The sequence below is a fragment of the Vibrio intestinalis genome (assembly GCF_025195085.2).
Lineage (GTDB): Bacteria > Pseudomonadota > Gammaproteobacteria > Enterobacterales > Vibrionaceae > Vibrio > Vibrio intestinalis.
This window is the reverse complement of record NZ_JANAVY020000022.1, coordinates 11741-36904: the sequence shown is the minus strand read 5'-3', so window position 1 is coordinate 36904 and position 25164 is coordinate 11741. Positions and strand designations below refer to the sequence as shown.

The 25164-nt window shown below is 45.3% G+C and carries 23 protein-coding genes; 16 read left to right on the top strand and 7 right to left on the bottom strand.

The genetic code is table 11. The annotated features are described in order from the left end of the window. The first annotated feature begins 92 nt into the window (after positions 1 to 92). Positions 93 to 662: a sugar O-acetyltransferase gene (locus tag MU515_RS18880; protein WP_260261951.1), complete on the top strand. Its 570-nt coding sequence runs from the start codon at positions 93 to 95 to the stop codon at positions 660 to 662. Here the strand turns inward: MU515_RS18880 and MU515_RS18875 are convergent. From MU515_RS18875 to MU515_RS18855, 5 genes are all read right to left on the bottom strand, one after another. Beyond that, entirely contained in the window at positions 659 to 2791 is a 2133-nt protein-coding gene (locus MU515_RS18875; protein ID WP_260261950.1) for a sensor domain-containing diguanylate cyclase, read from the bottom strand. The two genes, MU515_RS18880 and MU515_RS18875, sit on opposite strands and share 4 nt — an antisense overlap. Before the next feature lie 146 nt (positions 2792 to 2937). Further along, the gene (locus MU515_RS18870) at positions 2938 to 4611 is read right to left on the bottom strand and encodes an RluA family pseudouridine synthase (protein WP_260261972.1); all 1674 of its coding nucleotides are present in this window, start codon (positions 4609 to 4611) and stop codon (positions 2938 to 2940) included. A gap of 102 nt (positions 4612 to 4713) precedes the next feature. Beyond that, on the bottom strand, positions 4714 to 5115 hold the full coding sequence (locus tag MU515_RS18865; RefSeq protein WP_260261949.1) for a hypothetical protein: 402 nt from the start codon (positions 5113 to 5115) through the stop codon (positions 4714 to 4716). Between the two features lie 74 nt (positions 5116 to 5189). Continuing rightward, the gene (fghA, locus tag MU515_RS18860; RefSeq protein WP_260261948.1) at positions 5190 to 6029 is read right to left on the bottom strand and encodes an S-formylglutathione hydrolase; all 840 of its coding nucleotides are present in this window, start codon (positions 6027 to 6029) and stop codon (positions 5190 to 5192) included. A 125-nt stretch (positions 6030 to 6154) separates the two neighbouring features. After that, complete coding sequence (locus tag MU515_RS18855) at positions 6155 to 7303, bottom strand: S-(hydroxymethyl)glutathione dehydrogenase/class III alcohol dehydrogenase (RefSeq protein ID WP_260261947.1); 1149 nt, start codon at positions 7301 to 7303, stop codon at positions 6155 to 6157. A gap of 211 nt (positions 7304 to 7514) precedes the next feature. Between MU515_RS18855 and MU515_RS18850 the strand changes: the two genes are divergently transcribed. Next, positions 7515 to 8390: a LysR family transcriptional regulator gene (locus tag MU515_RS18850; protein ID WP_260261946.1), complete on the top strand. Its 876-nt coding sequence runs from the start codon at positions 7515 to 7517 to the stop codon at positions 8388 to 8390. Between the two features lie 36 nt (positions 8391 to 8426). Here MU515_RS18850 and MU515_RS18845 read toward each other — a convergent pair whose 3' ends face one another. Both MU515_RS18845 and MU515_RS18840 read right to left on the bottom strand, forming a co-directional pair. Further along, positions 8427 to 9191: a siderophore-interacting protein gene (locus MU515_RS18845; RefSeq protein ID WP_260261945.1), complete on the bottom strand. Its 765-nt coding sequence runs from the start codon at positions 9189 to 9191 to the stop codon at positions 8427 to 8429. 151 nt (positions 9192 to 9342) lie between these two features. Beyond that, on the bottom strand, positions 9343 to 9930 hold the full coding sequence (locus MU515_RS18840) for a LysE family translocator (RefSeq protein ID WP_260261944.1): 588 nt from the start codon (positions 9928 to 9930) through the stop codon (positions 9343 to 9345). Between the two features lie 130 nt (positions 9931 to 10060). On the opposite strand from MU515_RS18840, the gene MU515_RS18835 reads away from it, so the two are divergent. From MU515_RS18835 to vasI, 14 genes are all read left to right on the top strand, one after another. Further along, positions 10061 to 10501, top strand: a complete 441-nt coding sequence (locus tag MU515_RS18835) for an Lrp/AsnC family transcriptional regulator (protein ID WP_260261943.1) — start codon at positions 10061 to 10063, stop codon at positions 10499 to 10501. A 187-nt stretch (positions 10502 to 10688) separates the two neighbouring features. Then, positions 10689 to 10973 (top strand): type VI secretion system PAAR protein, encoded by a 285-nt coding sequence (locus MU515_RS18830; RefSeq protein WP_260261942.1) that lies wholly within the window; start codon positions 10689 to 10691, stop codon positions 10971 to 10973. A gap of 321 nt (positions 10974 to 11294) precedes the next feature. Continuing rightward, positions 11295 to 11789, top strand: coding sequence for a type VI secretion system contractile sheath small subunit (gene tssB, locus MU515_RS18825; protein WP_260261941.1), 495 nt, complete (start codon positions 11295 to 11297; stop codon positions 11787 to 11789). A gap of 53 nt (positions 11790 to 11842) precedes the next feature. Beyond that, positions 11843 to 13318: a type VI secretion system contractile sheath large subunit gene (gene tssC / locus MU515_RS18820; RefSeq protein WP_260261940.1), complete on the top strand. Its 1476-nt coding sequence runs from the start codon at positions 11843 to 11845 to the stop codon at positions 13316 to 13318. Beyond that, positions 13318 to 13758: a type VI secretion system baseplate subunit TssE gene (gene tssE, locus MU515_RS18815; RefSeq protein ID WP_260261939.1), complete on the top strand. Its 441-nt coding sequence runs from the start codon at positions 13318 to 13320 to the stop codon at positions 13756 to 13758. The genes tssC and tssE overlap by 1 nt, the downstream gene beginning before the upstream one ends. Beyond that, positions 13759 to 15528, top strand: a complete 1770-nt coding sequence (tssF, locus tag MU515_RS18810) for a type VI secretion system baseplate subunit TssF (protein WP_260261938.1) — start codon at positions 13759 to 13761, stop codon at positions 15526 to 15528. It begins immediately after the preceding gene. Beyond that, positions 15492 to 16499 carry a type VI secretion system baseplate subunit TssG gene (gene tssG / locus MU515_RS18805; RefSeq protein WP_260261937.1) on the top strand — a complete coding sequence of 336 codons (1008 nt, stop codon included), beginning with the start codon at positions 15492 to 15494 and terminating at the stop codon, positions 16497 to 16499. Before tssF ends, tssG begins: the two co-directional genes overlap by 37 nt. Before the next feature lie 41 nt (positions 16500 to 16540). Further along, positions 16541 to 17797: a type VI secretion system-associated FHA domain protein TagH gene (tagH, locus tag MU515_RS18800; protein WP_260261936.1), complete on the top strand. Its 1257-nt coding sequence runs from the start codon at positions 16541 to 16543 to the stop codon at positions 17795 to 17797. After that, on the top strand, positions 17794 to 18270 hold the full coding sequence (gene tssJ / locus MU515_RS18795) for a type VI secretion system lipoprotein TssJ (protein ID WP_260261935.1): 477 nt from the start codon (positions 17794 to 17796) through the stop codon (positions 18268 to 18270). Before tagH ends, tssJ begins: the two co-directional genes overlap by 4 nt. A gap of 3 nt (positions 18271 to 18273) precedes the next feature. Continuing rightward, complete coding sequence (gene tssK, locus MU515_RS18790) at positions 18274 to 19608, top strand: type VI secretion system baseplate subunit TssK (protein WP_260261934.1); 1335 nt, start codon at positions 18274 to 18276, stop codon at positions 19606 to 19608. Positions 19609 to 19610: 2 nt separating this feature from the next. After that, entirely contained in the window at positions 19611 to 20384 is a 774-nt protein-coding gene (icmH, locus tag MU515_RS18785) for a type IVB secretion system protein IcmH/DotU (protein WP_260261933.1), read from the top strand. A gap of 17 nt (positions 20385 to 20401) precedes the next feature. Next, positions 20402 to 22999: a type VI secretion system ATPase TssH gene (tssH, locus tag MU515_RS18780; protein ID WP_260261932.1), complete on the top strand. Its 2598-nt coding sequence runs from the start codon at positions 20402 to 20404 to the stop codon at positions 22997 to 22999. Then, positions 23000 to 24562, top strand: coding sequence for a sigma-54 interaction domain-containing protein (locus MU515_RS18775; RefSeq protein ID WP_260261931.1), 1563 nt, complete (start codon positions 23000 to 23002; stop codon positions 24560 to 24562). Next, positions 24559 to 25158, top strand: a complete 600-nt coding sequence (gene vasI, locus MU515_RS18770; protein WP_260261930.1) for a type VI secretion system-associated protein VasI — start codon at positions 24559 to 24561, stop codon at positions 25156 to 25158. Before MU515_RS18775 ends, vasI begins: the two co-directional genes overlap by 4 nt. Positions 25159 to 25164 lie beyond the last annotated feature (6 nt).

Sequence of the window (25164 nt, the reverse complement as noted above, 5' to 3'; positions counted from 1 at the left end):
TCAAAGTTTTGCTAATTCTATACTCAGTTCACTATCGCGAGTAGCAGAATATTGGTTATAAAGAGCGAATAATTGGCTAAACGGTGAATCACATGACAATCAGCGAAAAACAAAAGATGTTAGCGGGCGAGCCTTACGACGCGTGGGATGAAGAGTTATATGCGGAGCGCATAGCTTGTCGAAAAATACTTCAACGGCTGAATAACGCCATTCCTAACTCGCCTGAATGGCAAAATGCACAGGCAGAGCTGATCCCTGATGCTGTCAATCCTCACTTAGAGCCGCCTTTTCGCTGTGATTACGGTAGCAACATCAAGTTAGGCAAGAACTTCTACGCCAATTTCAACTGTGTCATTTTGGATGTGGCTGAAGTGAAGATTGGCGATAACGTTCTATTTGGTCCAAGCGTTCAGTTGTATGCTGCCGGACATCCGTTAGACGTTGAATCTAGAGTGGAGCAGGGGATAGAGTTTGGAGCGCCGATTGTTATTGGTAATAATGTATGGATTGGTGGTGGCGCGATTGTGTGTCCTGGAGTGAAGATTGGTAACAACAGCGTGATCGGCGCAGGAAGCGTGGTGACGAAAGATGTTCCCGATAATGTCGTGGCGGCAGGTAACCCTTGCCGAGTCATTAAGTCGCTAGAGAAAGCGACAGATTAACGTAACGTGTAGTTAATGGTACAAATCTGGTTTCGGCCAGATTTTTTTGCTTTATACAACTGTTCGTCTGCAACGGTAAAGAGCGAAGCAAATGGGTGATCAGAATGACTGATATGAGTGAAGTTTGCTGCGCCAATGGATAGTGTCACGTATTGGTTGCACTGCGATAGAGGGTTTCTTAACGCAAGCTGTTTTACACCGTTACTTAGTTGCTGTAGCTTAGTCTCTAATTGCACTTGGCTTAGCCCTGAGCATAAGATCAAAAATTCATCGCCACCGTAGCGAAATAGGTAATTGTTCTCCTGAGAAAAAACTCTCGTCATCTGCTCTGCGACAGCTTGCAACGCAAGATCACCTTTATGGTGGCCGTGGAAGTCGTTGTAGCCTTTGTAATAATCGATATCCAACACGATAACCGCAAGGTTACTTTTTGCTTGAGTCGAGTGATCAATAAGCTCGGGCGTAATATGATCAAGTTGATAGCGGTTATACAAGCCAGTCAACGGATCGGTCTTCGACATGGTATCCAGTTTCAAATTGGCTTGCTGCAAGTGTTGGCGCTGTACGTGGTTTTCTAGTGCGATGGCAATAAAGCTCGCCAACTGCTCGAATAAGTTGCAATGGTACTGATGGTATTGATCGGTCAAATGGTGCTGCAGTGACAATACTCCGAGAACTTTATCTCCCAAGCATATTGGTGCGAGAATCAGCGATTGAATCTGCTTTTCAGGAATAAAGTGAACGCAGTCTTTTTCTTGTCGTTTATCAGCCGAAACAAACGCGTTAATTGACGATTCATCAATGCGATTGAGGTGCACGGTACGCTTGTGTTTGACTACGTAGCTGCCCATCGATTCTTCATGAGCACAATCGACTTTATAATTAGGTACAGGCCCATCGTAGTCGTAGAAATAACAGTAATCGAGCCACTGAGTTTCTTCATTGTACAGCGCAATACCAAACTCATCTGTTGGGAAAATAGAACAAACTTTTTCGTATATCACAGCCAAGTTGTCGGTCAGATTGGCTGAGGTCGCAATGTATTGGCCTACCTCGGTCACGACTCCCATATGTTGCTGGATTTTTTTCGCGACCAACTGATGATTATCGGTGGTGGCCTGCTCGATTTGCTTTAAGAACGTTAGGTTTTGTTTTTGCTTAATGGCGTTCAAATGAGCTTTGCTTGCTTGCAGGTATTGCTGCTGAACGTAACTGAGGCGCTGCCATGCTTGCTGCTGTTGTAGCAGACGTACTAAGCTTTCACATAGCTTGGCGTATAGTCCATAGTTATCGTCTGGTGCCAACTGTTCAAACCAATATTCTGCGCGGTTGAGCGCCAACTCTTGATTGCCGTGCTGGCTGATAAACTCGATGTAGTAAACTTGGTTTTCGCTGCGGTTATGGCTGTCGAATAGCGATTCATACAGGTGTTCCGCTTGTTCGAATAGGTCGATGATTTCTTGTGGGTTGCCACCCTCAAAGTGACTCGCTTTAATTTGCGCCATATAACCGTAGGCGATCGCCTGAACACGCACATAACCAAATTCTAAACCCAGTTCGAGCGCTTGCTGACAATGGGAAATGGCTTGCTGCTGCTGTTTCAAGTGACCAAGGGCATAGCCCATGTTTAATAGGCAAATTGCTTGATTAGCTCGATGAGATACCTTATCCGCGCACTCTGTGCCTAGGCGGCCGATTTCGAGGGCTTGTTGGTATTGCTCAAGGCAGAGGTGAAAATCACTGATGTTGGTATAAGCAAGAGAGCGATAGTTGTCGTCTAGGCAATGAATATTGTCCAATAACTCTTTATACACTTCGTGGGCGCGGTAGTATTCTTCGCGATCAGTGTAGAGAGAGCCTAGCAACGATAAGATGTGCAGCTTTTGCACCATGTCGTCGTCGCAATGGTCGATCGCCGCTTGAAATAGCTCAATGGCTCTTTCGAGTTGATCGTTGCGGTCACACTTGGTGGCTTGTAGGAAAAGTCGCTGAGCTGCGGGAAGGGTGTAATCAAACTCTTTACATACTAGAGCGATTTTTTGTTCAGCCGCTTCAATACCTTCAACCCCTTGAAATAGGGGCATTTGAGCAAGAATAGCTTTTATTTTTCTTTGGGCTTCTGAACTCATAACCTTCCCCTATAAACTGCAAATCATTATACAGCACGCCTTACGGTTCTGAAAAGAGAGCTAAGCCAAATATCGCATAAATTTGATAGTGTATTAGCTCTATTTTCGTGCGTATTTTTGCAAACTTATCTTATTTTTCAATAGGCTTAGAACTCGACATTCGCGTGGAATTTCAGATGCTTTTTACTGTATGGATGGTCAAACTCCAATTGCTCCGCATGTAGGTGGAGTCGATCACTTTTTTCACCATATAGGCCGTCGCCCACCATAGGTATATTTAGGCCTAGATGGTGCGCGCAGTGCACGCGCAATTGATGGGTGCGGCCTGTTCTTGGATACATATGAAGCTTACTTTTCCCATCCACGACTTGGATCAGTTCCCAATCTGTATGCGCAGGCTTACCATGTTCGTAGCAGACCAATTGGCGAGGTCTATCGTCTGGATCACCGCGCATCGGCAGCTCAATAGAGCCTTGCTGCTCTGTTACAATGCCGTCAATCAATGCCACGTAACGCTTTTGAACTTGGCGAGTAATAAACTGCTTTTGTAAGTGTTTATTGGCGCGGCGGGTAAGAGCAAACACAAGTAACCCCGAGGTCGCCATATCTAACCTGTGCAACACAAATGGGCCTTCAACGTCAGGGAAAAGCGTTTGCAAACGGGTATAGGCCGAGTCTTTGATTGTTTTGCCCGGAACGGACAGTAGCCCGGATGGTTTATTAACAACCACGATGGCTTCATCCTGATAGATGATTTCTAACGGTTTATTTTCACCCCAGTTATCTTCTAGCGGATTTGGTTCAACGTCTAAGCCTTGCAGCATATGGCCAAGGATGGGTTGGCATTTGCTATGGCAAGATGGGTAAAACTGTTTATGTTGGCGAATTTCTGATTTCGGCGAAGACCCCCACCAAAATTCAGCTAAAGCCAATGGTTGATACCCATGCAGGTAAGCGTAGTGCAGTAGCTTAGGCGCGGCACATTCGCCAGCACCCGCTGGTGGAGTAGGCGTTGATGTTTGGGCAAAAATGGCCTTGAGCGATTTGTTTTGACCATCGGCGTTTAAGAAGCAATATTGCTCAAAGAGCTTGTTTTGCAAGCGGTTTGAGAGTGTTTTTCGTTGCTGTTTCGCGTTGGTAATCTCATGGTTAATTGCGTTGAGTTGGGTTTCTAATGTCGCAATTTTTTCATCCCATTCAAGCTTGAGATATTTGAGTCGATTCTTATCGGCAACGCTCTGTTTGGCCAATTGGTCCAACACATTCTTTATTTGGTCACCACTGAATGTGCTATGTGCTGATTCTCGTTCTGATTTGCGTGCAGCGCGATTTTCAATCAGCTGCTGACGCAGGGTTTGTTCAAGATGTTTATATTCGGTTTTGCTCTGTTTAAGCTGCTCGCTTAACTGCGCTTTTTTCGGGTTTGCGCTTAGCGTTGATACTTGATGGTTTAGCTGGGTAATTTCATCCAGTTCTGTGCGAAAGAAGCATTCTTCGGCCAGCATGTCGAACACAGGCGGAACGAATCCAGCATGCAGGTTTTGATCGGCTATCTTGCCTGAGAACGCGCTGAAATAACCAATATCCCCCTGCGGTGAGCGAACCAGCAATACGCCAAACATCTTACCTGTGCCTGCGTGACTATCATCCAAACCAAAGTCATGCTGCCACTGAACATTGTTGGTCAATTGCTGTTGAAGTTGCTGTGCGGCCTCAACACAAAAAGGGTGCGGCTGATAATAAAAAGGGAAGGTAAACGCTTTTGGCAGTTGTTGGGGATTAACTGATAAAGGTTGAAACAGTTGTTCTGGCTTGTGCATGTAAATTCTAGCGAGCAGTGAGCGAAGCGGAGATTTTACCTGTTTGGTCAATGAATGCCACCATACAATAAGGTGGCATTGATGGGGTTGAGCTTTTTAGCGCTACTTTAAGTATCTTGCTTCTATGCTGATTAACCAATGTTCAAAAGTGCCGTCACTTTTTTCTATCCAAAGATCGTTACGAAAACTCTCGATACGTCCGTTAATGGTCAATGCGAGTGTGTTGTCTTTAACTGTTTTAATACGTAAGAACTGATCTGAGGTGGTTAAGAAAGGCTCTGCTTGCTTTACATCGCTGCCATTGGCAATCAGAAAGTATTGGTTGAGTTTGTCGAGCTTGCGCTCGGTCGAGTAACTTTTGAAGCCGACCAGAGTGAGGTTGTCTCCCACTGGTAACGACAATACCTGCTTACCTAGCGTGGTATGAACCGGGATAAATACGTAAGCTGCAACAGCAGAGCAGATAAGAATTAGGGCGATAAAAGCTATTTTAATTTTAGACATAATGACAAGCGATTTGTTAAACAGTCTATAGAATAGCACGCTCGCCCTAATATTCTCACGTGAAGATGATGTGGCTACGCGAATAAATGCTTAGCGTGAAAACGCAGATGATCTTCGATAAAGCTAGCGATGAAATAGTAGCTATGATCGTAACCAGGCTGCATGCGCAGCGTTAAGTTGGCTTGTTGTGACTCAGCGGCTTGCTGCAGCGTATTGGGCATTAGCTGCTCGTCCATAAAATTGTCAGCGTCCCCTTGGTCAACCAACATAGGTAAGTGACAAGCGCCTTTCTTTAGTAACAAGCAAGTATCATAATCTACCCAGTCTTCGCGGTTGCTGCCAAGATAAGCAGTGAAAGCCTTTTGTCCCCAAGGAGCTTGCGTTGGGTTACTGATAGGGCTGAAAGCTGAGATAGAGCGATAGCTATCAGCGTGCTTTAAACCAATGGTAAGTGCGCCGTGCCCACCCATACTGTGTCCAGAAATCGCCTTGATATTGGATACTGGGAAGTTAGCTTCGATCAGTTTTGGCAATTCTTGCTGCACGTAATCATACATGTGGTAATGCTTTGCCCAAGGTTGTTGAGTCGCATTTAAATAGAAGCCTGCGCCTTGGCCAAGGTCGTAGTTTTCATCGTCAGCGACACCTTCACCACGCGGGCTTGTATCTGGTGCAACAATAGCGATGCCAAGCTCAGCGGCAACTCGAAATGCGCCCGCTTTTTGCATGAAATTCTCATCGGTACAGGTTAAACCTGAAAGCCAATACAGCACAGGTACAGGGTTTGATGGTGTGGCGTTGGGTGGCAGAAAAATCGCAAAGCGCATAGTGCAATTAACGCTTGTTGAAACGTGGCTATATTGTTTGTGCCAACCGCCAAATGTTTTTGTTTGGCTCACTAATTCGAGGCTCATGGTTTTCCTTTCAATCAATCTTCGTTATTGCAAGCTGCCCACTTAAATTGACTCTAAGTGGGCATAGTTGTTAAGTGTGTATCGTTATTTTAAATGGACATTGCTAATTAGGCAGTGGATTAGTATTAGCGGTCCATGTGAATAACGGTACGGATACTTTCACCTTTGTGCATTAAATCGAAAGCTTCGTTTACTTCACCTAATGACATAGTGTGAGTAATGAACTCTTGTAAGCCAAATTCGCCCGCCATGTAGCGTTCTACGATTTCTGGTAGCTCTGAACGGCCTTTTACACCACCGAATGCAGAGCCACGCCATACGCGACCAGTAACCAATTGGAACGGACGAGTTGAGATCTCTTGGCCTGCACCTGCAACACCAATGATGACTGACTCACCCCAACCTTTATGGCAACACTCAAGCGCTTGACGCATTACGTTAACGTTACCGATACACTCGAATGAGTAATCCACGCCGCCATCTGTCATCTCAACAATCACTTCTTGGATTGGCTTATCGAATGTTTGTGGGTTGATGCAGTCAGTTGCGCCTAGCTGTTTTGCTAGTTCGAATTTGCTCTCATTGATATCAACACCGATGATGCGGCTAGCACCAGCCATGCGAGCGCCAATGATTGCAGATAGACCGATACCACCAAGGCCAAAGATTGCAACAGTATCACCTTGTTTCACTTTAGCAGTGTTAAGTACCGCACCCATACCAGTAGTAACGCCACAGCCTAGTAGGCATACTTCTTCAAGAGGCGCTTCTTTGCTTACTTTTGCTAATGAAATTTCTGGTAGCACTGTGTATTCAGAGAAAGTTGAGCAACCCATGTAGTGGAAGATCGGCTGACCATCTTTGTAAAAACGCGTTGTGCCATCTGGCATTAGGCCTTTACCCTGTGTTTCACGTACTGCTTGGCATAGGTTGGTTTTGCCTGATTTACAGAACTTACATTCGCCACATTCAGCTGTGTAAAGTGGGATAACGTGGTCGCCGACTTCAACGCTTGTTACGCCTTCGCCAACCATTTCTACAATACCACCACCTTCATGACCAAGGATTGAAGGGAAGATACCTTCTGGATCGTCACCTGATAGTGTGAATGCATCAGTGTGGCAAACGCCTGTCGCAACGATACGAACTAATACTTCACCTTTTTTTGGAAGTTGTACGTCCACTTCTTCCATTTTTAGAGGTTCGCCTGCTGCCCATGCGACAGCCGCTTTAGATTTGATAAATTCTTGACCAGGTTTGATTTCTAGTGCCATTGGATTGCCCTTTTTATTGCCTCGTATCGCTTCAGTGTACGAGTGTTTTTAATACCATTAAGCGTAGTCGTTATTGCTTGTTGAGCGAGTCGATTTACGCCGTTGTTTCGATGAGGTGTATTCTAGGTATTTCCCAAAAAATGATAATCCTGTTAAATTGAAAATGATTTTTACGTATTTGTAATAATGGCTAAGTTGGAAGAGGTAGCTAGTGGCAAGTTGGGAAGGGGTGACAGAGTTTGTGGCGGTGGCAGAAACCATGAGTTTTACTGCAGCCGCAAAAAGGTTGGATACGTCCGTGGCTCAAGTCAGCCGCAGAGTCTCCGCTCTTGAAGAAAGACTAGCGGTGAAGCTGCTAAATAGAACGACTCGAAAAGTCACCTTAAGCGAGGCTGGGCAGCTCTATTTTCAGCAATGTAAAGCATTGGTTGAAGGTTTAGAGCAGGCTGAACTGGCGGTGACGCAAATGCAGGCGGAGCCTAAAGGTAAGCTTAAAATTACCGCGCCAGTGACTTACGGTGAGATGCATATTGCTCCGTTACTGAATCAGTTTTTACTGCAATACCCTAAATTAGACTTGGAGCTAAGCTTAACCAACCAAACGGTTGATTTGATTGAAACAGGCTGCGATGTGGCTATTCGTTTAGGCCGATTGCAAGATTCAACTTTGATAGCAAAAAAGCTGTCTAGTAGACAACTGTTTGTCTGTGCCAGTGAGCACTATCTATCCCGTTTTGGTGTGCCCCATACGTTGTCTGAAATTCATCATCACCAATGTTTAGTCGGTTCTATTGATTACTGGCATTTCCGTGAGCAAGGCAAGGAGCGCTCGATTCGAGTATCAGGTCGGATTCGATGTAATTCGGGGTACGCGTTGCTCGATGCGGCAAAGCAGGGTTTAGGACTTGTTCAATTGCCCGATTATTATGTTCAACAAGCAATGCAGCAGGGAGAGTTAGTCGAAGTATTAGCGGATTATCGAGATGAGCGAGAAGGGATATGGGCGCTGTATCCGCAGAATCGAAACTTGTCGCCTAAGGTAAGATTGTTGATTGATTTCTTAGCTGAGAAATTAAACGAAGCCTAATAGTAAGGAGAGCCGAGGCTCTCCTTAATGATTGAATTAGCTATTTTCTTCAGCGTCTTGACGCTTAATGACTTTATGCCCGTCTTCCGAAACGCCTTTTTTCCAGTAACTGCTTAGATAAAGGTTATCTTTCAATACTTCTTTTTCATTGCGGAAGTATTGGCGAAGTTGTCGCATCGAATCAAATTCACACGCGCACCATACTGCAGCATGGCCTTCGTACCATTCTAAGCTACGTGCCTTATCCGCTAGCCCTTCAGTTATCCAATGGACCTCGATGCCATCAGGCGCCTGCAGTTTTTGTTTATCTTCAAGCGATTCAACTTGAATTACGGCGTAGCCTTTTGCGTTTTCGGGTAGCTGCTTAATTTTTGCTGACAGCGCAGGCAGTGAGGTCATATCTGCAGTGAGGAAAAACCAATCAGCCGCGGTGTTCAAGTTGGCAATAATTCCAGGGCCGCGCAGGCTAATGGTATTGCCAACTTGTGCGTTCATAGCCCAACGAGAAGCAAAACCACATTGGTTGTCTTGAGTAATATGACGCACAAAGTCAACTTCGATCGCCTGTTGCTCTGCTAAAAATCGACGAATGGTATAGGTACGCATTACTGGGCGATTATTCTCATCCAAGCCAGTTAAATCAGTACCACCAACCGCGTTGAAAAGCAGTTTGATATAGCCCCCTTCGCAATCGCTTGGAAATTCTGCTAGGCCTTGCCCTGCGAGAGTTAAGCGCTGCATATTGGGAGTGATCTGTTGAGTTGAGATAACCGAAACGGTTTGAAAGGCTGGTTTTTGCATGTGTCTACTCGATAAATATTATTCTTCTCATTTAGAAGTAAGACTATCAGCATATCTCTTTAGCAGATAGTCAATTTAACTAAATTTACAATTGATACTTAGAGCATTGTCCCTTTTAAAGAATAGGTATCTCTTAAAGTGTAGTTGTCTGTTAAAGCATCGGTATTGTTGACCCAACCAGCAATAATGCCATTGACCAATTAAACACGGTGATGCGTTTAGGGTTAGTTAGAAAGCGCTGTAATTGCTGGCCAGCGACAGTCCAAAAGGATGCAGAAGGGACATTAGATAGCGCATAGATGACAGCAATTGCGGCTAATCCGATTAAACTATTCGATGGGTTGTAAACAGAGACCGCCGTGAGTGCCATTGACCACCCCTTAGGGTTCACCCACTGAAAAGCCGCCGCGCCAATAAAGCTCATCGGCTGGTACTGCTCGGTGCGAGTGTCCGGTGATTTGCTGGTGGCGATTCGATAAGCAAGCCAGAGTAAATAGCTGAGGCTAGCGAATTTAAGAATTTGATGAATGATAGGGAAGGTGTCGAACACGCCTACCAATCCAAAACCAACGAGTAATACCATTAACGGGAAACCTAACGTGATGCCAAGCATATGTGGAATGGTTCTAATAAACCCGACGTTTGCTCCTGATGTCATCAGCATTAGGTTGTTTGGACCGGGGGTAAAAGTAGACACAAAGGCAAATAGTGCCAACGCCGTAAGTTGTTCCCATTGCATAGTAATATCCTCGTCATTTGTATTTGTTAGATGATGTTGGTGACCGGTCAATGACAGTTTACGTAGCAAATGATTAAATTTTATGCTTTTATTGAGCTAAATGAAATCAATATGGCAATAAAATTCACTTATGGATAAGTTTGACGAAAGAATATTGCGCGAGCTAAAGGTGGACGGCAGAATCTCCAATGTTGAGCTTGCTCAGCGAATAGGCCTTTCCCCCTCGGCAACACTGCGACGAGTGCAAGATCTAGAACGCGCGAATGTCATTACTGGCTACAGCGCCAAGCTCAATGCTAGTCAACTAGGTATTGGCTTTATCGCTTATGTCTCTATTGGTCTATCGAATCACAGAAAGCAGTCACAGCTTGAGTTTGAACAACATGTTCAGTTTATCGATGAGGTTGTGGAGTGTCATAACATCACAGGTTCAACCGAGTACCTGTTACGAGTAGAAACCAAAGATCTCATCAGCTATAAAAAGTTTCACGCCGATGTGCTGGGTGAATGTGCTCATGTCGATTCAATTACCACTATGGTGGTGATGGGGTCACCAAAAGATCAACGTTAGTGAATACTTACTGGCAACAATTCACTTGTGAATAAGCAGTATTTTGCCTGTATAGGTAATAATTGACCGAAATTTGCGCGTAAAACGGGTTTTTAGGGTAGGAACGCTTCTTGCTGCTAAGTTTGTGAGTCAGTGTCGCAAAACTGTGTCGCGATACTTAATGAGTTTGTAAAGTTAAGGAGATTTCATGGGTAATCGAGTTGTTGTTGGTGATATTGGCACGGCGCATGACGGTTTTCCACCTACACCAGTGGTTGCTGGTTCTGGCACTGTCAAAATGGATGGTATCCCTACAGCGCGAGTCGGTGATCCTTTAGTGGCTCATGCTAAACCTAAGCATCCACCTCATGGTCGCTCCATTGCCGTTGGCTCTGGCACGGTATTTGCCGATGGAAAACCAGTCGCTCGAACCGGTGATGCTGTCTCTTGTGGCGGTGTTGTGGTTGGTGGTGGCACGGTAAATGTAGGGTGATTCCTATGTGAAATTAATCTTAAGTTATTGATTTTTAGAAAACCTTCCTCTGTCTCACTTATGTTACAAAGCCGCATTAGTAAAGAGTGCTTTTGATCGGCTCACTTCAAACTTTTTTTTCGCGGCGAATGATTTATTAGCCCATCTCTCTAGACTGCATCCCATCAAATTAATCCCCCAAAGTTACATCGCAATGCACGATAGGGGGCTTACGTCAGAATGAATCTATTCGCGGTGAATTCCGCATGAAGTGAATCGTGGTTATGGCTTTCGCTATAGCGGCATTTTTTAACTATGGCATAGGTGATCGAGGACATTTGCATGTCAAAAGAAGGTAGTGTAGCGCCTAAAGAGCGTATTAATATCAAATATATCCCAGCAACGGGTGACCAGCAGGAAGAGGTCGAACTTCCACTGAAAACCCTAGTCGTTGGTGATTTTGTTGGTGGTGACAATGATCAACCGATTGAAGAGCGTGAAGCGGTTTCAATCAATAAAGATAATTTCGAATCCGTAATGGGCGAAAGCAATCTTCACATCACAACAAGTGTACCGAACAAACTGGGTGAACAAGAAGGCGTAGACTTACCTGTTGAGCTTAAATTTCAAACCCTAGCCGATTTTTCTCCTGATGCCATTGCAGAACAAGTGCCTGAACTGAAAAAGTTAGTTGAGCTGCGCGAAGCGCTAGTTGCACTTAAAGGCCCACTTGGCAACATCCCTGCATTTGGTGATCGCCTACAAAGCCTACTAGCGGATGATGAGTCACGTAAGAAGCTTCTCGAAGAGCTCGATCTTGTTGGTGACAAGAAATAATTTAGTAGAAATGTTGACTAATAACATTTGTTATTTTTTAAGGGAATGAAATCATGTCCACTACAGAAACCGTATTGGAGAAGCAATCCGCTGAGCAAGGTAACTTGCTTGATGAAATTATGGCGCAAACTCGCATGGCGCCAGCGGATGAAGGTTATGAAGTTGCAAAGCGTGGTGTGTCTGCGTTTATCGAAAATCTTGTTGGTTCAAGTCGTGAATCTCAACAAGTAAATAAAAGTCTGGTTGACCAAATGTTGGTTGAACTGGATAAAAAAATTAGTGCGCAGATGGATGAAATTCTGCACAACGATCAGTTCCAGAAGCTTGAGTCTTCTTGGCGTAGTTTAAAGCTACTCATTGATCGTACTGATTTCCGTGAGAACAACAAAATTGAATTGCTTCACGCAACTCAAGAAGAGTTGCTCGAAGATTTTGAGTACTCTCCAGAGATCTCTCAATCGGGTTTATATAAACACGTTTATTCTTCTGGCTACGGTCAATTTGGTGGTGAACCCGTTGGTGCGATCATTGGTAACTTTGCCTTTACGCCTTCTACGCCAGATATGAAGCTACTTCAGTATCTTGGTAATGTTGGTGCAATGGCTCACGCGCCATTCCTCTCTTCTGTTGGTCCAGAGTTCTTTGGTATCGATTCGTTTGAAGAACTGCCTTACGTTAAAGATCTCAAGTCGATTTTTGAAAGCCCGAAATACACTAAGTGGCGTAGCCTTCGCGAATCAGAAGATGCGCGTTACCTTGGTTTAACCGCACCACGTTTTCTTTTGCGTGTGCCTTATGACCCAACAGAAAACCCAATCAAGTCGTTTAACTATGAAGAACGCGTTAGTGCTTCTCATGACCACTACTTGTGGGGTAATACAGCGTTTGCATTTGCAACTCGTTTGACTGACAGTTTTGCGAAATACCGCTGGTGTCCGAACGTGATTGGCCCGCAAAGCGGTGGTGCAGTGGAAGACCTTCCTGTACACGTATTTGAGTCAATGGGTGCACTGCAAGCTAAGATCCCTACAGAGGTCTTAGTGACTGACCGTAAAGAGTTTGAATTGTCAGAAGAAGGTTTCATTGCACTTACTATGCGTAAAGGCAGTGATAACGCCGCATTCTTCTCGGCTAACTCGATTCAAAAGCCGAAAATCTTCCCTAACACTAAAGAAGGTAAGATGGCTGAGACCAACTACAAGCTTGGTACTCAAATCCCGTACATGATGATTGTTAACCGTCTAGCACACTACATCAAAGTGCTGCAGCGTGAGCAAATTGGTTCTTGGAAAGAGCGTCAAGATCTTGAGCGCGAGCTTAATGGTTGGATTCGTCAATACGTCGCTGACCAAGAGAACCCACCAGCGGACGTTCGTAGTCGACGCCCATTGCGCGCAGCGCGCATTGAAGTGAGTGATGTTGAAGGTAACCCTGGCTGGTACAAGGTTTCTATGGCAGTACGTCCTCACTTTAAATACATGGGTGCGAACTTTGAACTGTCACTAGTTGGCCGATTGGATCAAAGCTAATGACTTACATTGCTCCAGAAGAAAGCACTTTTGGAGTAAGTTTCTTTGAAAGATTGGGTTCGAGCGACAAAACCTTTTCAGTAACCCAAGGGCCTGATTTGGTGGACGTGCTCAACTCAATCAAGAGAAACGTATCCAATGTGCTTAATACGCGGATGGGTGAATCATTAAGCTCTCCAGAACTCGGACTTATCGATTTTAACGACGCGACATTAGAGTCTCTCGATCTATCACTCAAGATAAAAAGAGCGATTACTCATTGCCTAGAACGTTATGAACCTAGGCTAGCTAATGTCAGAGTGAACGTGATGCGTGAAAGCATCAGCACGCTTTCGTTGAAGTTTCAGATCGATGCTGAGCTCAATAGTGAAATGCTTCACCGTAAAGTCCAACTTCAGCTGATGCTGGATCAGAACAAGCAGTACAGGGTGTATTCTTAGATGGCTCAAGATAAGTATTTTCGGGAAGAGCTTTCGTTCTTAAAAGAACAAGGAAAGCAGTTTACCCAAATACATCCCCAGCTTTCACGCTATTTGCAGGGTCAGCATGCTGACCCTGACGTTGAGCGTCTACTTGAAGGCTTTGCGTTTTTAACTGCTCGCTTAAGGCAGAAAGTTGAAGACCAGTTCCCTGAGTTAACCCACTCGATGATCAACATGCTGTGGCCGAACTATTTGCGTCCTATCCCAAGTACAACGGTCATGCGCTTTACGCCCGACCGTAGCTTGAGTGAGCGCCAAGTGATTAAAAAAGGCACTCAGCTTGATAGCAATGCTGTTTTCGGTACTTCTTGTCACTTCCGTACTTGTCGTGATGTTGAGATTTATCCTCTCGTTTGCGAGGACGTGATTACCCATCGAAGTCGCAAAGCGACCACCATCAATATTGAGTTAAATCTTTTAGGTGGCGTTACTTTTGGTGAAGCGGGAATCGACAATCTAGGCTTTTATCTAGGTGGCGATGCGTTTAGCGCGCAAATGATCTACTTCTGGATCAATCACTACTTAGAATCGATTGAAGTGGACGTGCAAGGAACTAGCTTTAATATTCCTGTGCATGGTATGGGCGTGCTTGGCTTTGATTCGCAAGACAGTGTGCTTCCTTACACCAAAAATGCCCACGAAGGCTATCGAATTCTCCAAGAGTACTTGTCATACCCTGACTTGTTCAACTTTGTGAAAATCAATGGTCTAAGCAAGTCTGTGGCAAAAGGGGTCACTGGCAATTTTACCCTCAAGCTACATTTTAATAAGACGATCCCAAGCAATATTTATGTTTCTGATGAGCAGTTTCAGCTGTATTGCGTGCCTGCAATCAACTTGTTTGAACATGATGCTGATCCGATTGATTTGAGTGGTAAGAAAGCGGAATACAAGTTGATTCCATCAAGCCGCACACCTTCGCATTATGAAGTGTTTAGTGTCGACCAAGTGTTTAGTTGGCAAGACTCCAAAGATTCGAAGGCTCGTCATCGTGGTCAACGTAGAGATTACAAAGCATTTGAGAGTTTTCAACATGAGATTGAACGTGTGCAAAGCCGTCAGTCGCTTTACTACCGAGTGCGAGTAAAAGATTCGATCAGAAGTGATGGTTTTGACCATTTTATCTCATTCGTTCGCGCGGACGAGACATACGCGGTCGATATGGATGAATCAGTGTCGCTGAAGCTGACTTGTACCAATCGTCAACTACCGATGGAGTTGGGTATTGGTGATATTTGTCAGCCGACAGATACATCACCGCCGTATGCAACCTTTGAGAACATCACACGGCCAACGCAAACACTGCGCCCAATGCTTGATGGTAGTTTGCAGTGGATGCTGATCAGTAATTTATCGCTCAACTATCTATCACTGCAAAGTAAGGAAGCATTGAGCAGTATTTTGCAAGTGTACGATTTCAAAGCGCTGGTGGATAGACAAGCTGAAAAGGTTGCGAACTTACGTTTGGCGAGCATCTTAAAAGTCGAGTCTCAGCCTGTTGATCGAATTGTAAAAGGCTTATCTGTGCGCGGGCTTAAAACCATATTGGTGCTTGATCCTAAGTGCTTTGTCTCTGAGGGAGAGTTGTATCTATTTGGTACGGTGCTAAATCACTTTTTCGCACTGTACGCCAGTATTAACTCTTTCCATCAATTAGAGATTGTGAATTCGCAAAATCAAGAGAGATACACATGGGATATCCGTCAGGGTCAACAACCACTTCTGTAAACGGTGCGTTGGTCCAACAGGAGTGGCCAAGTAACGTTAAGGATTACAGCTTTTATCAGTTGGTTGAATTGTTACATCGCTTGGAGGGGATCAATCCTGAGTGTCATGAATGGGAAAAACGTTGTCAGTTGGTGTTTAGTGCCAATCCAAGCTTAGGTTTTTCACCTTCAGATATCTCAAGTATTGGCCGTAATCAAGCCAACAATCTGTATCTAGAAACCAATTTTTTTGGTTTGTGTGGCGCCGAGTCGCCATTACCTGGGTTTATGTTGGAGCAGATTGCCACGGAAGGCACTCAAGGGTTCAAGCGTCCGTTTCTTGATTTTTTTAACAATCGATTGATCAGCTTGGCGTATCGAGTGTGGCGAAAATATCGCTACTACATTCGTTTTCAAGAAGACGCGCAAGACAGTTTCTCAGCCCAGTTGTTTGCGCTAGTAGGTTTGGGCGATCCATACCTGCGAGGTGAGACACCAATCAACTGGTGCAAAATGCTGGCTTACTCAGGTTTGCTTGCCGGGAAAAGTCGCTCACCTCAAGTGGTGGCGGGGATCATTGCTCACTATTTTGATTTACCACAGGTGTCGATTAAGCAGTGGCAAGTGCGCAGAACTCCGATCGTCACTGAGCAACAACAGCAACTTGGTCAGCGTAATGCGCAGTTGGGTGTCGATACCATGCTCGGCAGCAAGATTCGAGATGCAAGCAGCAAGTTTGTCATTGTGATCTCTGGACTATCACGCCAGAGATATCGTGATTTCTTGCCATCAGGGGAAGAGTTTCACCCTCTGTGCAAACTGGTGGAACACGCACTCAGAGAGCAATTTGCATATGACATCGAGCTGTCAATGACGGAAGAAGAACGACCGCAGTTAACACTTTGTTCAGACAATTTAGTCGCGTTGGGGTGGGATTCATTTTTAGGTGAAACGCCAGTGAAAGATAGCGTCACTATTCAAGTGAGGCAGTAAGGTCAGATAAGGCAGTAGGGATTAGAGGTAAGGCCGTAGGTATGAATACCATTCAATTTTCTGTATCGAACCCGTTTCAATTGAAACCTGGCGTTCATGTTCAACATCAGTTTACTCGTAGTGGGGGAACCATAGGTTCGACTGCCAATGCGGGGTGGCTGCTTAATGATATGGCTAACAGTATCGAGCCGATTCATTGCGAAATTATTTGGGTTTCTCAGCAGTTTTGTTTGCGAGATAGCAGTAACCAAACGCGCATTAATGGCAATAAAGTGCCATTAGGTAGCAGCCGTTTGATCGCATTGAACGATCTTGACGAAATTCAGTTAGGTGAAGTGAACATTCGTGTTCATTTTAGCTTCGCGACCATGTGGCAGTTTAGAGACGAAAACCTTACTCTGATTGATTCCTATGAAGGGCAAGGGACACCACATCAAGAGGAAGCGGTCTCATTTCAGATAGAGCCGGTTGATCAATTGATAGAAAACCGTGACCACAGTTTGTTGGAAAATCCGGTCGTCTCGACGACAAATAATGGAGCAGCACAGCAAGCCTTGATTAAAGGCGATTGCTCAGACTCAAGAATTTCAGAATCCGAGTTTATGGAAGATACGCAGTATATGGAGCTGCCCAATGTGCCTAAGCCTACACATTCAACAAACGAACAAGGTGAGAAACACAACGATCACATTCTAACGGGGCCAATGTTTCAAGGCTTAGGCGTCGAGTTAGATCAGAGCAAGAATGTTGACCAATTACATTTGCTATCTCAAGAGCTCGGCCAATGTATGCAAAATGCCATTCGAGGCCTGCAAGATGTGCATCAGCAGCTTAATCAAGGACGCTTTAAGGTCGCCAGCCGAAACCTGCGTCCAATTGAAGATAACCCGATCAAACTCGGGCTCGATTATTCCGAAACAGTTAAAACGCTGTTCGATAGTCAAAAGAGTTTTGTTCATTTATCGGCGCCAGCTGCGGTTGAGGAAAGCTTACAAAATGTCATTGAGCATAACGACGCAACGCAACATGCCATTTCAGAGGCTTTGTCGCAGCTGTTAGTCGCTTTATCACCACCAGTGCTTCATCGCCGCTTTCAGCGTTACCAAGGTGGTAAGTATCAACACGATAATCAGTTAGGTGATAACGCGGCCGATGCTTGGTCTTGGCAGATGTATCAGCACTACCACCAAGAGTTAACCGCCAACCATCAACAAGGTTTTGAAAAACTGTTTTGGGAAATATTTGAACAAGCGTACGACAAAAAAATCCGTACCCAACAAGTGGAGAGTAAATTGTGAAAGGATATCTATTAATTTTGGCTAGCGCGCTCGCGCTTGTTGGTTGTTCATCTTCAGAGCCGGTCGCGCCGCATGAAGGGCCAACGACGGTCAGCTTTAGCCTTGTTAGCGATGATGGCGTGAACCCTAATGTAATGGGAGAAGCCGCACCCATCGAAGTGCGAGTGTTTGAACTAGAAGATGACTCAATGTTTATGTCTGCTGACTATGACCTTATCTCTCGTAGTCCATCTAAAGCGCTAAAAAGTAACTACGTAGAAAACTACGATTACATGCTTGTTCCAGGGCAGTTCAAATTTATCAATTCGTTTGAAATCAGCGAAGACACCAATTACATCGGTGTGATGGCCCATTTCTCCGAGCCAGAACTGAGTGATTGGAAGAAAGTGGTCAAAGTGGTGAAAACCGGGCGTCAATATCACCTATTGATGTTGTTCAAAGATTATGACGTTAAGTTAGAACGAGTGGAGTAACCGATGTTTGGTCGTAGTCGCGTAGTTTGGAATGAAGGACTGTTCATTAAGCCACAGCATTTCCAGCAGCAACAGCGCTTTCTTGAATATCATATTGAAGAGCGAATTGCCTCAGGAAACCCATTTCAATATGGGTTAACAGAGCTGTCTATTAATCTTGAGTACTTAGCCTTTGGACGCATTGCCATTGAAAGGGCAACGGGTGTTATGCCTGATGGTTCGGTATTCCGAATTCCTCAAGAAGACACCATGCCAGAGCCTCTTGATATAGAAGATGCGTCGTTGGTCAATCAGATCATCTATTTGGCGGTTCCGCTTCGCAGTCATGCTTTAAGAGAAGTGGATTGGCCAAGTGAGCCAGGTACGTCTCGTTTTGAATCACATCGATTAGAAGTACGTGATGTTCACACTTTAGAGGGTGATAGCGCACAGATTGATGTCTCGCCCTTGAAAATGCAATTACTGCTAGAGCGAGAAGATCGCAGCGCATTTGCGTCGGTAGCCATTGCCAAAATTATAGAGAAGCGACCTGACGGTAGCATCGTGCTAGATGAAGAGTTCATTCCTTGTATGTTGGATGTTGGTTGTCATGGCTCACTGCACCGCTTTGTCAATGAAATTGCAGGCTTGATGAGTGAGCGAGCAAAAAACATTGCGCAGAGAATGGCAGCGCCCGCGCAAGGCGGGGTCGCTGAAGTGTCAGACTTTATGTTGTTACAAGCACTCAATCGCTGGCAACCCAAATTGAAGCACTTGTCTGAGATGCGACGCCTTCACCCAGAGCGTCTATTCGAAAACCTGATCAGTCTGAGCGGCGAGTTGACCACGTTTACAGATGAAAGCCGCTTACCCGTGACGATGCCGAACTATGACCATGCTCACCCTAATTTGGCGTTTGGTCCGGTCATTCGCGTACTGCGCCAAAGCTTGTCAATTGTGTTGCAGCCAAAAGCGATCTCGATTCAGTTGGACGTACAGAAGTATGGCTTACGTGTCGCACCTATTTTGGACTCGCAATTGATCAAAGAAGCGGAGTTCATTGTCGCAGTCAAAGCAAAAATGCCAAGCGAAGAGTTGCAACGTCTCTTTATTCAGCAGACCAAAGTCTCTTCGGCGGAAAAAATTCGCGATTTGGTTTCATTGCAGCTACCGGGTGTTCCGCTATTGCCTATTCCGGTTGCGCCGAGGCAACTGCCTTATCACGCAGGGTTTAGTTATTACAAGCTGGATAAAAACAGCCCAGCGTGGGAGCAATTATCCGGTGCTAGCGGTTTAGCGTTCCACATCGCGGGTGAATTTGAAGGTTTAGATATGCAGTTCTGGGCAATTAGGAGTTAATCATGAGTTCGTTTGATTCAACACAACACTACCAAGATTTGCTGTTCGATAGCGTTGAAAGCATAGAGCAAGACCAACAATATTGGTTTCAAATCAATGGCGATCATCCTAACAGTCTGATTGATGCCGCAATCCCTTTGTTAGGGCTTGCGACCCGTGTTCGTACTTTATCGGATTGTTATAACGTCGATGACGTTTATCAGCAGGTGGTAGAAGAAATCCAAGCGATTGATGCCGAGCTTGAAGGTAAATATGAAGAGGCTCAGTTAAACGCCTATCGCTATGTCTTGTGCGCCACATTAGATGAGTCGATTTTAAGTACCCCTTGGGGTGGCCATAGCTGTTGGTCGCAACAATCGTTGCTTGCCAAGTTTTTTAACGAAACATGGAGTGGCGAAAAGGTTTACCAGATTCTTGAACGCCTCTCTAGTGAGCCTGAAAAATACCGCACATTACTTGAGTTTATCCACCTCTGTTTAGCGCTTGGCTTTGAAGGTAAATATCGAGTCATAGAAAACGGCCAAGCAGAGCGCGATAAAGTGATCGCTCATCTACACAAGCTACTGGGCTTTGATGAGTTGCAACACAGCTTATCGCCGTTGGTTGCAAACCCGAAACACAGTGCAAATGTGCCGATCAAATTGAAGCGCCGTCTCTCAACATGGCAAGTGTTGTTCTTAATTGGCGGCGTTGTATCTGCGGCGTATGTGACGTACTCACATCTACTCGCGATGAACACAGACCACGTATTACAACAACTTCAACAATTACTTTAATTAGCTAGGTGACTATCGTGATTCGTATTGAATTACCCACATTGATTTCAAAACTGAACGAGCAGAGCAAGCTTGCGCTTGAGCAAGCAGCTTCGCTTTGTATTGAGCAGCAGCAGCCAGAAGTAACGCTCGCTCATTACATGGATGTATTGCTTGATAATCCTCTGTCTGATCTGCGTACCATTCTTCAACATGCCAATATCGACCACAATGCTCTCAAAGCGGCGATTAAAGAAGACTATACTCGCGAACATACACTAGACACATACCCACCATTCTCTCCATTGTTGGTAGAAGCGCTGCAAGAAGCGTGGCTGATTTCAACTACAGAGCTAAATCAGCATGAGCTGCGTTCTGGCGCCATTTTTGTTATTGCGCTCGCAAGCAAAGAGCGTTACCTCAATCTTGCCGTTAGACGTTTACTTGAGCCACTAACCGCGGAAGCGCTTAAGCGTGAGTTCGAGCTTGTGGTGGCCAATTCATCGGAAACGCCAGTCGTATCTGATGATAAATCAGTCAAGCAGCCGATATTGGCAAGTGGTCAGCAATCTCTAGAGAAGTACTGTAAAAACATTACTCAAGATGCGGAGCAAGGAGAACTTGACCCAGTTCTGTGCCGAGATAACGAAATCAATTTAATGATTGATATTTTATGCCGTCGCCGTAAAAACAACCCTATTGTTGTTGGTGAAGCTGGGGTAGGTAAAAGTGCGCTAATTGAAGGATTAGCTCAGCGTATCGTAAGTGACAATGTGCCAGAAAGGCTCAAAAAAGTGACGATTATGTCGCTTGACCTTGGGTTACTGCAAGCTGGTGCATCGGTGAAAGGCGAGTTTGAGAAACGCCTAAAAGGAGTGATTGAAGAGGTGAAACAATCACCTCAACCGATCATCTTGTTTATCGATGAAGCGCATAGTTTAGTCGGTGCTGGTGGAGACAATGATGCAGCGAACTTACTCAAGCCAGCCTTAGCTCGTGGTGAAATTAGCACAATCGCGGCGACGACATGGAAAGAATACAAAAAATACTTTGAAAAAGATGCCGCGTTAACGCGCCGTTTTGAAGTCGTGAAAGTGGATGAACCATCGGTTGAACAAACCATTGATATTTTGCGCGGCCTGCATCATGTATATGAAAAATCTCATACAGTTCTAATTTCTGAAACTGCGCTACAAGCAGCTTCACAGTTATCAGCGCGTTACCTTTCAGGCCGTCAACTTCCAGATAAAGCGATTGATGTACTTGATACAGCATGTGCTCGAATTGCGATTAACCTTTCATCTCCACCCAAGCGTTTAGCGCAGTTGGAAACTCAAAGTGTTCAGCGTCAACGAGAAATCGATATGTTGGAGCGCGCTAAGCTGCTCGGTGAAGATGTTGATGGTGTTCGCTTAGATGAATTGCAAACATTGCACGATGTTGAAAGCGACGAATATCAATCGCTTCATGACGCATGGCTGCATCAACAAGAGATGGTACAAGGCATCATTGAAGCGCGACAAACTATCTTAGGTTTTGATAGTGATACTGACGAAGAAGAAACGCTGTTAGAAGCCCAGCAGACATTGCGTGATTTAACCCATGAGTTTGAAGTGCTGTCGGCCAAAGAGACTTTGATTCACCCACAGGTGGATGAAGAACAAATCGCCGAAGTCATCGTTGACTGGACGGGTGTCCCGATTGATCAGATGAAGTCTGATGAACTCAATAAAATTACCCAACTGGCTGATACCCTGCGTGAAACCATCAAAGGTCAAGACATCGCGATTGAGCGTGTACATAAAAACCTACTTACTGCGCGAGCAGATCTACGCCGTGCTGGTCGCCCTAAAGGGGCGTTCTTATTGGTGGGTCCAAGCGGCGTCGGTAAAACCGAGACGGTTGTTCAGCTTGCGAATCAACTGTATGGCGGCAAGCAGTTCCTGACCACGATCAACATGTCTGAATACCAAGAGAAACACACGGTATCGCGTTTAATCGGCTCGCCTCCAGGTTACGTCGGTTACGGTGAAGGTGGTGTGCTAACGGAGGCCATTCGTAAAAAGCCTTATTCAGTGGTGTTATTGGATGAGGTTGAAAAAGCTCACCCAGAAGTTCTGAACTTGTTCTATCAAGCTTTTGATAAAGGCGAGTTAGCCGATGGTGAAGGCCGTCTAATTGACTGCCAAAACATCGTGTTCTTCTTAACCTCTAACTTGGGTTATCAAGCCATTGTTCAGCACAGCGAACAGCCAGAAGTGCTGGATGAAGCGCTCTACCCGATCCTTGCTGATTTCTTCAAACCTGCGCTTTTGGCGCGTATGGAGACCATTCCATATCTACCATTAGACAAGGGCGTTCTGGCAGAAATTGTTGCTGGCAAACTATCGCGTCTCGAACAGATTTTCAGCCAGCGTTATGGCGCAGAAGTGATTATCGAAGAGAGTGTTATTGAATTGATTCTTCAGCGAGCAAATCGCTCAGAAAATGGCGCTCGTATGCTTGAAGCGATCATTGATGGCCAAGTGTTACCGCCTATCTCATTGGCATTGTTGACGCGCTTGGCAAACCAAGAGTTGGTCAATCAAGTCACGATTCGTGTCGAAGATGATGAATTTGTCGGAGAGGTGAAATAGATGAAAGGCTGGATGGAACACAGTGTAGAGATTGTAGCAAAGCGAGACCGTCAGACTCTGACTGCCAGCTTTTTAGATTCGATTTCTCAGCAACTAGCGCTTGAAAAAGCGTTTGTACTGACTCCCAATGCGGAAGGGCGTACTTTGTCTTCCACCGGCCTTAATCCACCTTTGGTTTGGTCGGTGAATGATTTCAACGTTCCTTTTAGCCATGTGATCAATAAATCCGAAGTAAAAATACTGACCAGTGATGAACTTATCTATTGGCAAAATGATGCTCAGTTTAGTCAGCTAGCACAAAACGTTGGCATGTTCTCTAGTATGGCGATTTACCCCCTACCGCTGAAAGAGAACAAGGTCGCCAATCTATTGGTGATGGTCGGAGATAGCGACAAGCTTATGGCTTTGCGCTCCGACCGAGCTTTTCTCCAATATTTAGATTTGTTCTCAAATCAGTTTGCCCTTCTTGATGAGATGGCATCAAGTAAGCTCAATCAGCAGGTGCTGTCTGATTCACTGCAGCAAGCAGAGACGCGCTGTCAGCGTCAACGTATGCAAACAGACATCAGTAAAAATCTCGTTGGGGCAAGTGGCGCTATGCAGCGCCTGCGTGAAAAAATCGTCAGTGCTGCAAGCTCACATTTGGCAGTGATGGTGCAGGGCGAGACAGGCACGGGCAAAGAGCTTGTCGCGCAGGCTATTCACCAAGCATCAAATCGCAGCAATGAAGCGTTGATTGCCATTAACTGTGCCGCGATCCCGGAAAATCTACTGGAAAGCGAACTGTTTGGTTACTGCAAAGGTGCGTTTTCTGGCGCGGATGGAGATCGCAAAGGACTCATTGCTCAAGCGGATGGCGGCACATTATTTTTGGACGAAATCGGCGATATGCCGCTAGGCTTGCAGGCCAAATTGTTGCGAGTACTAGAGACTAAAAAGTTTCGACCTCTAGGCGGAAAAGAAGAGCAATATTCTGATTTTCGCCTTGTATGCGCCACGCACGTCAATCTCATTCAGCAAGTGAGAGAGCGACAGTTCCGACAAGACTTGTACTATCGTTTATGTCAGTTCCCATTATCAATCCCAACGCTTAGTCAGCGCATTGAAGATGTGGATGAACTGGCTCATGGCTTTATTAGGCAATACAACCGAGAGCATCACGCCAATATTGCGGGAATCGACTCGTTGGCGATTGATCGCTTAAAACAGTATGCCTTCCCCGGTAATGTTCGCGAGTTAAAGCATTTAATTGAGTTTGGTTGTGCGCAAACCATGCATGGTCAGCCGATTTCGCTCAATAGTGTTAAAGACAGGCTGCATATTTTAGCCAATCTTGGTGAGCCAACCTTCCCATCAGCCACCCTTAATGAGCATACGCCATCGACCACTCAAGAAATTGAAGCGATTGATGACCTCAAGCATGCCATCCGCTGTTATGAAGCGTCCATTATTCAAGCTCGTTTAGATAAATATCGTGGTGATCGCGCCAAAGCAGCGCGTAGCTTAGGCATTCCTAAACGCACGTTGGCGTATAAGTGTCAGAAGTTGGAGCTAATAGGATGAAACTATCACTCTTGGGCTTGTTAATTGGCTTAGTTGCTTTGCCAAGTTATGCCAGTGATCAACTACGAGACGCGTATCAATGCGCTGAAATTACCACTGCAAACCAAAGACTGACTTGCTTTGATCGTGTGTTTGATTCAGCCAAAATTAGCTCGGGTGAAAAGCCTTTGTCCTGGCTGTTAGTCAATCAAATCGAGCAGCAACGTATTGCCGGCGATGTTGCGCCGCGAGTGGAAGTCGATGAAGAAAATAAGCGTGCGCTAATTACTTTGCCATCACAGCAAAAAGGTAAAGTATTGGTGATGAGTTGTATCGACAACATTTCGCGTGTTGAGCTTTACCTGCCCGCTCCCGTTCCTGCGGCTCGAGTATCGATTTCTATGTTAAATGGTGAACGTCAGGCGTGGCGAAGTGATGATTCTGGAATGATCTTTGAGGCATCTCGAGGGCTCCCCGCGATTTCACTAATGAAGCGCTTAATGAGCCGAGACAGTATTACGCTGCGTTCAAGCGCACGTGGGTTTGATGGATTAAGGTTTGATACTAGTCAGGTTGCCGGTGTGATTGATGCACTGCGCGATCCGTGTCGTTGGTAGGAGCAG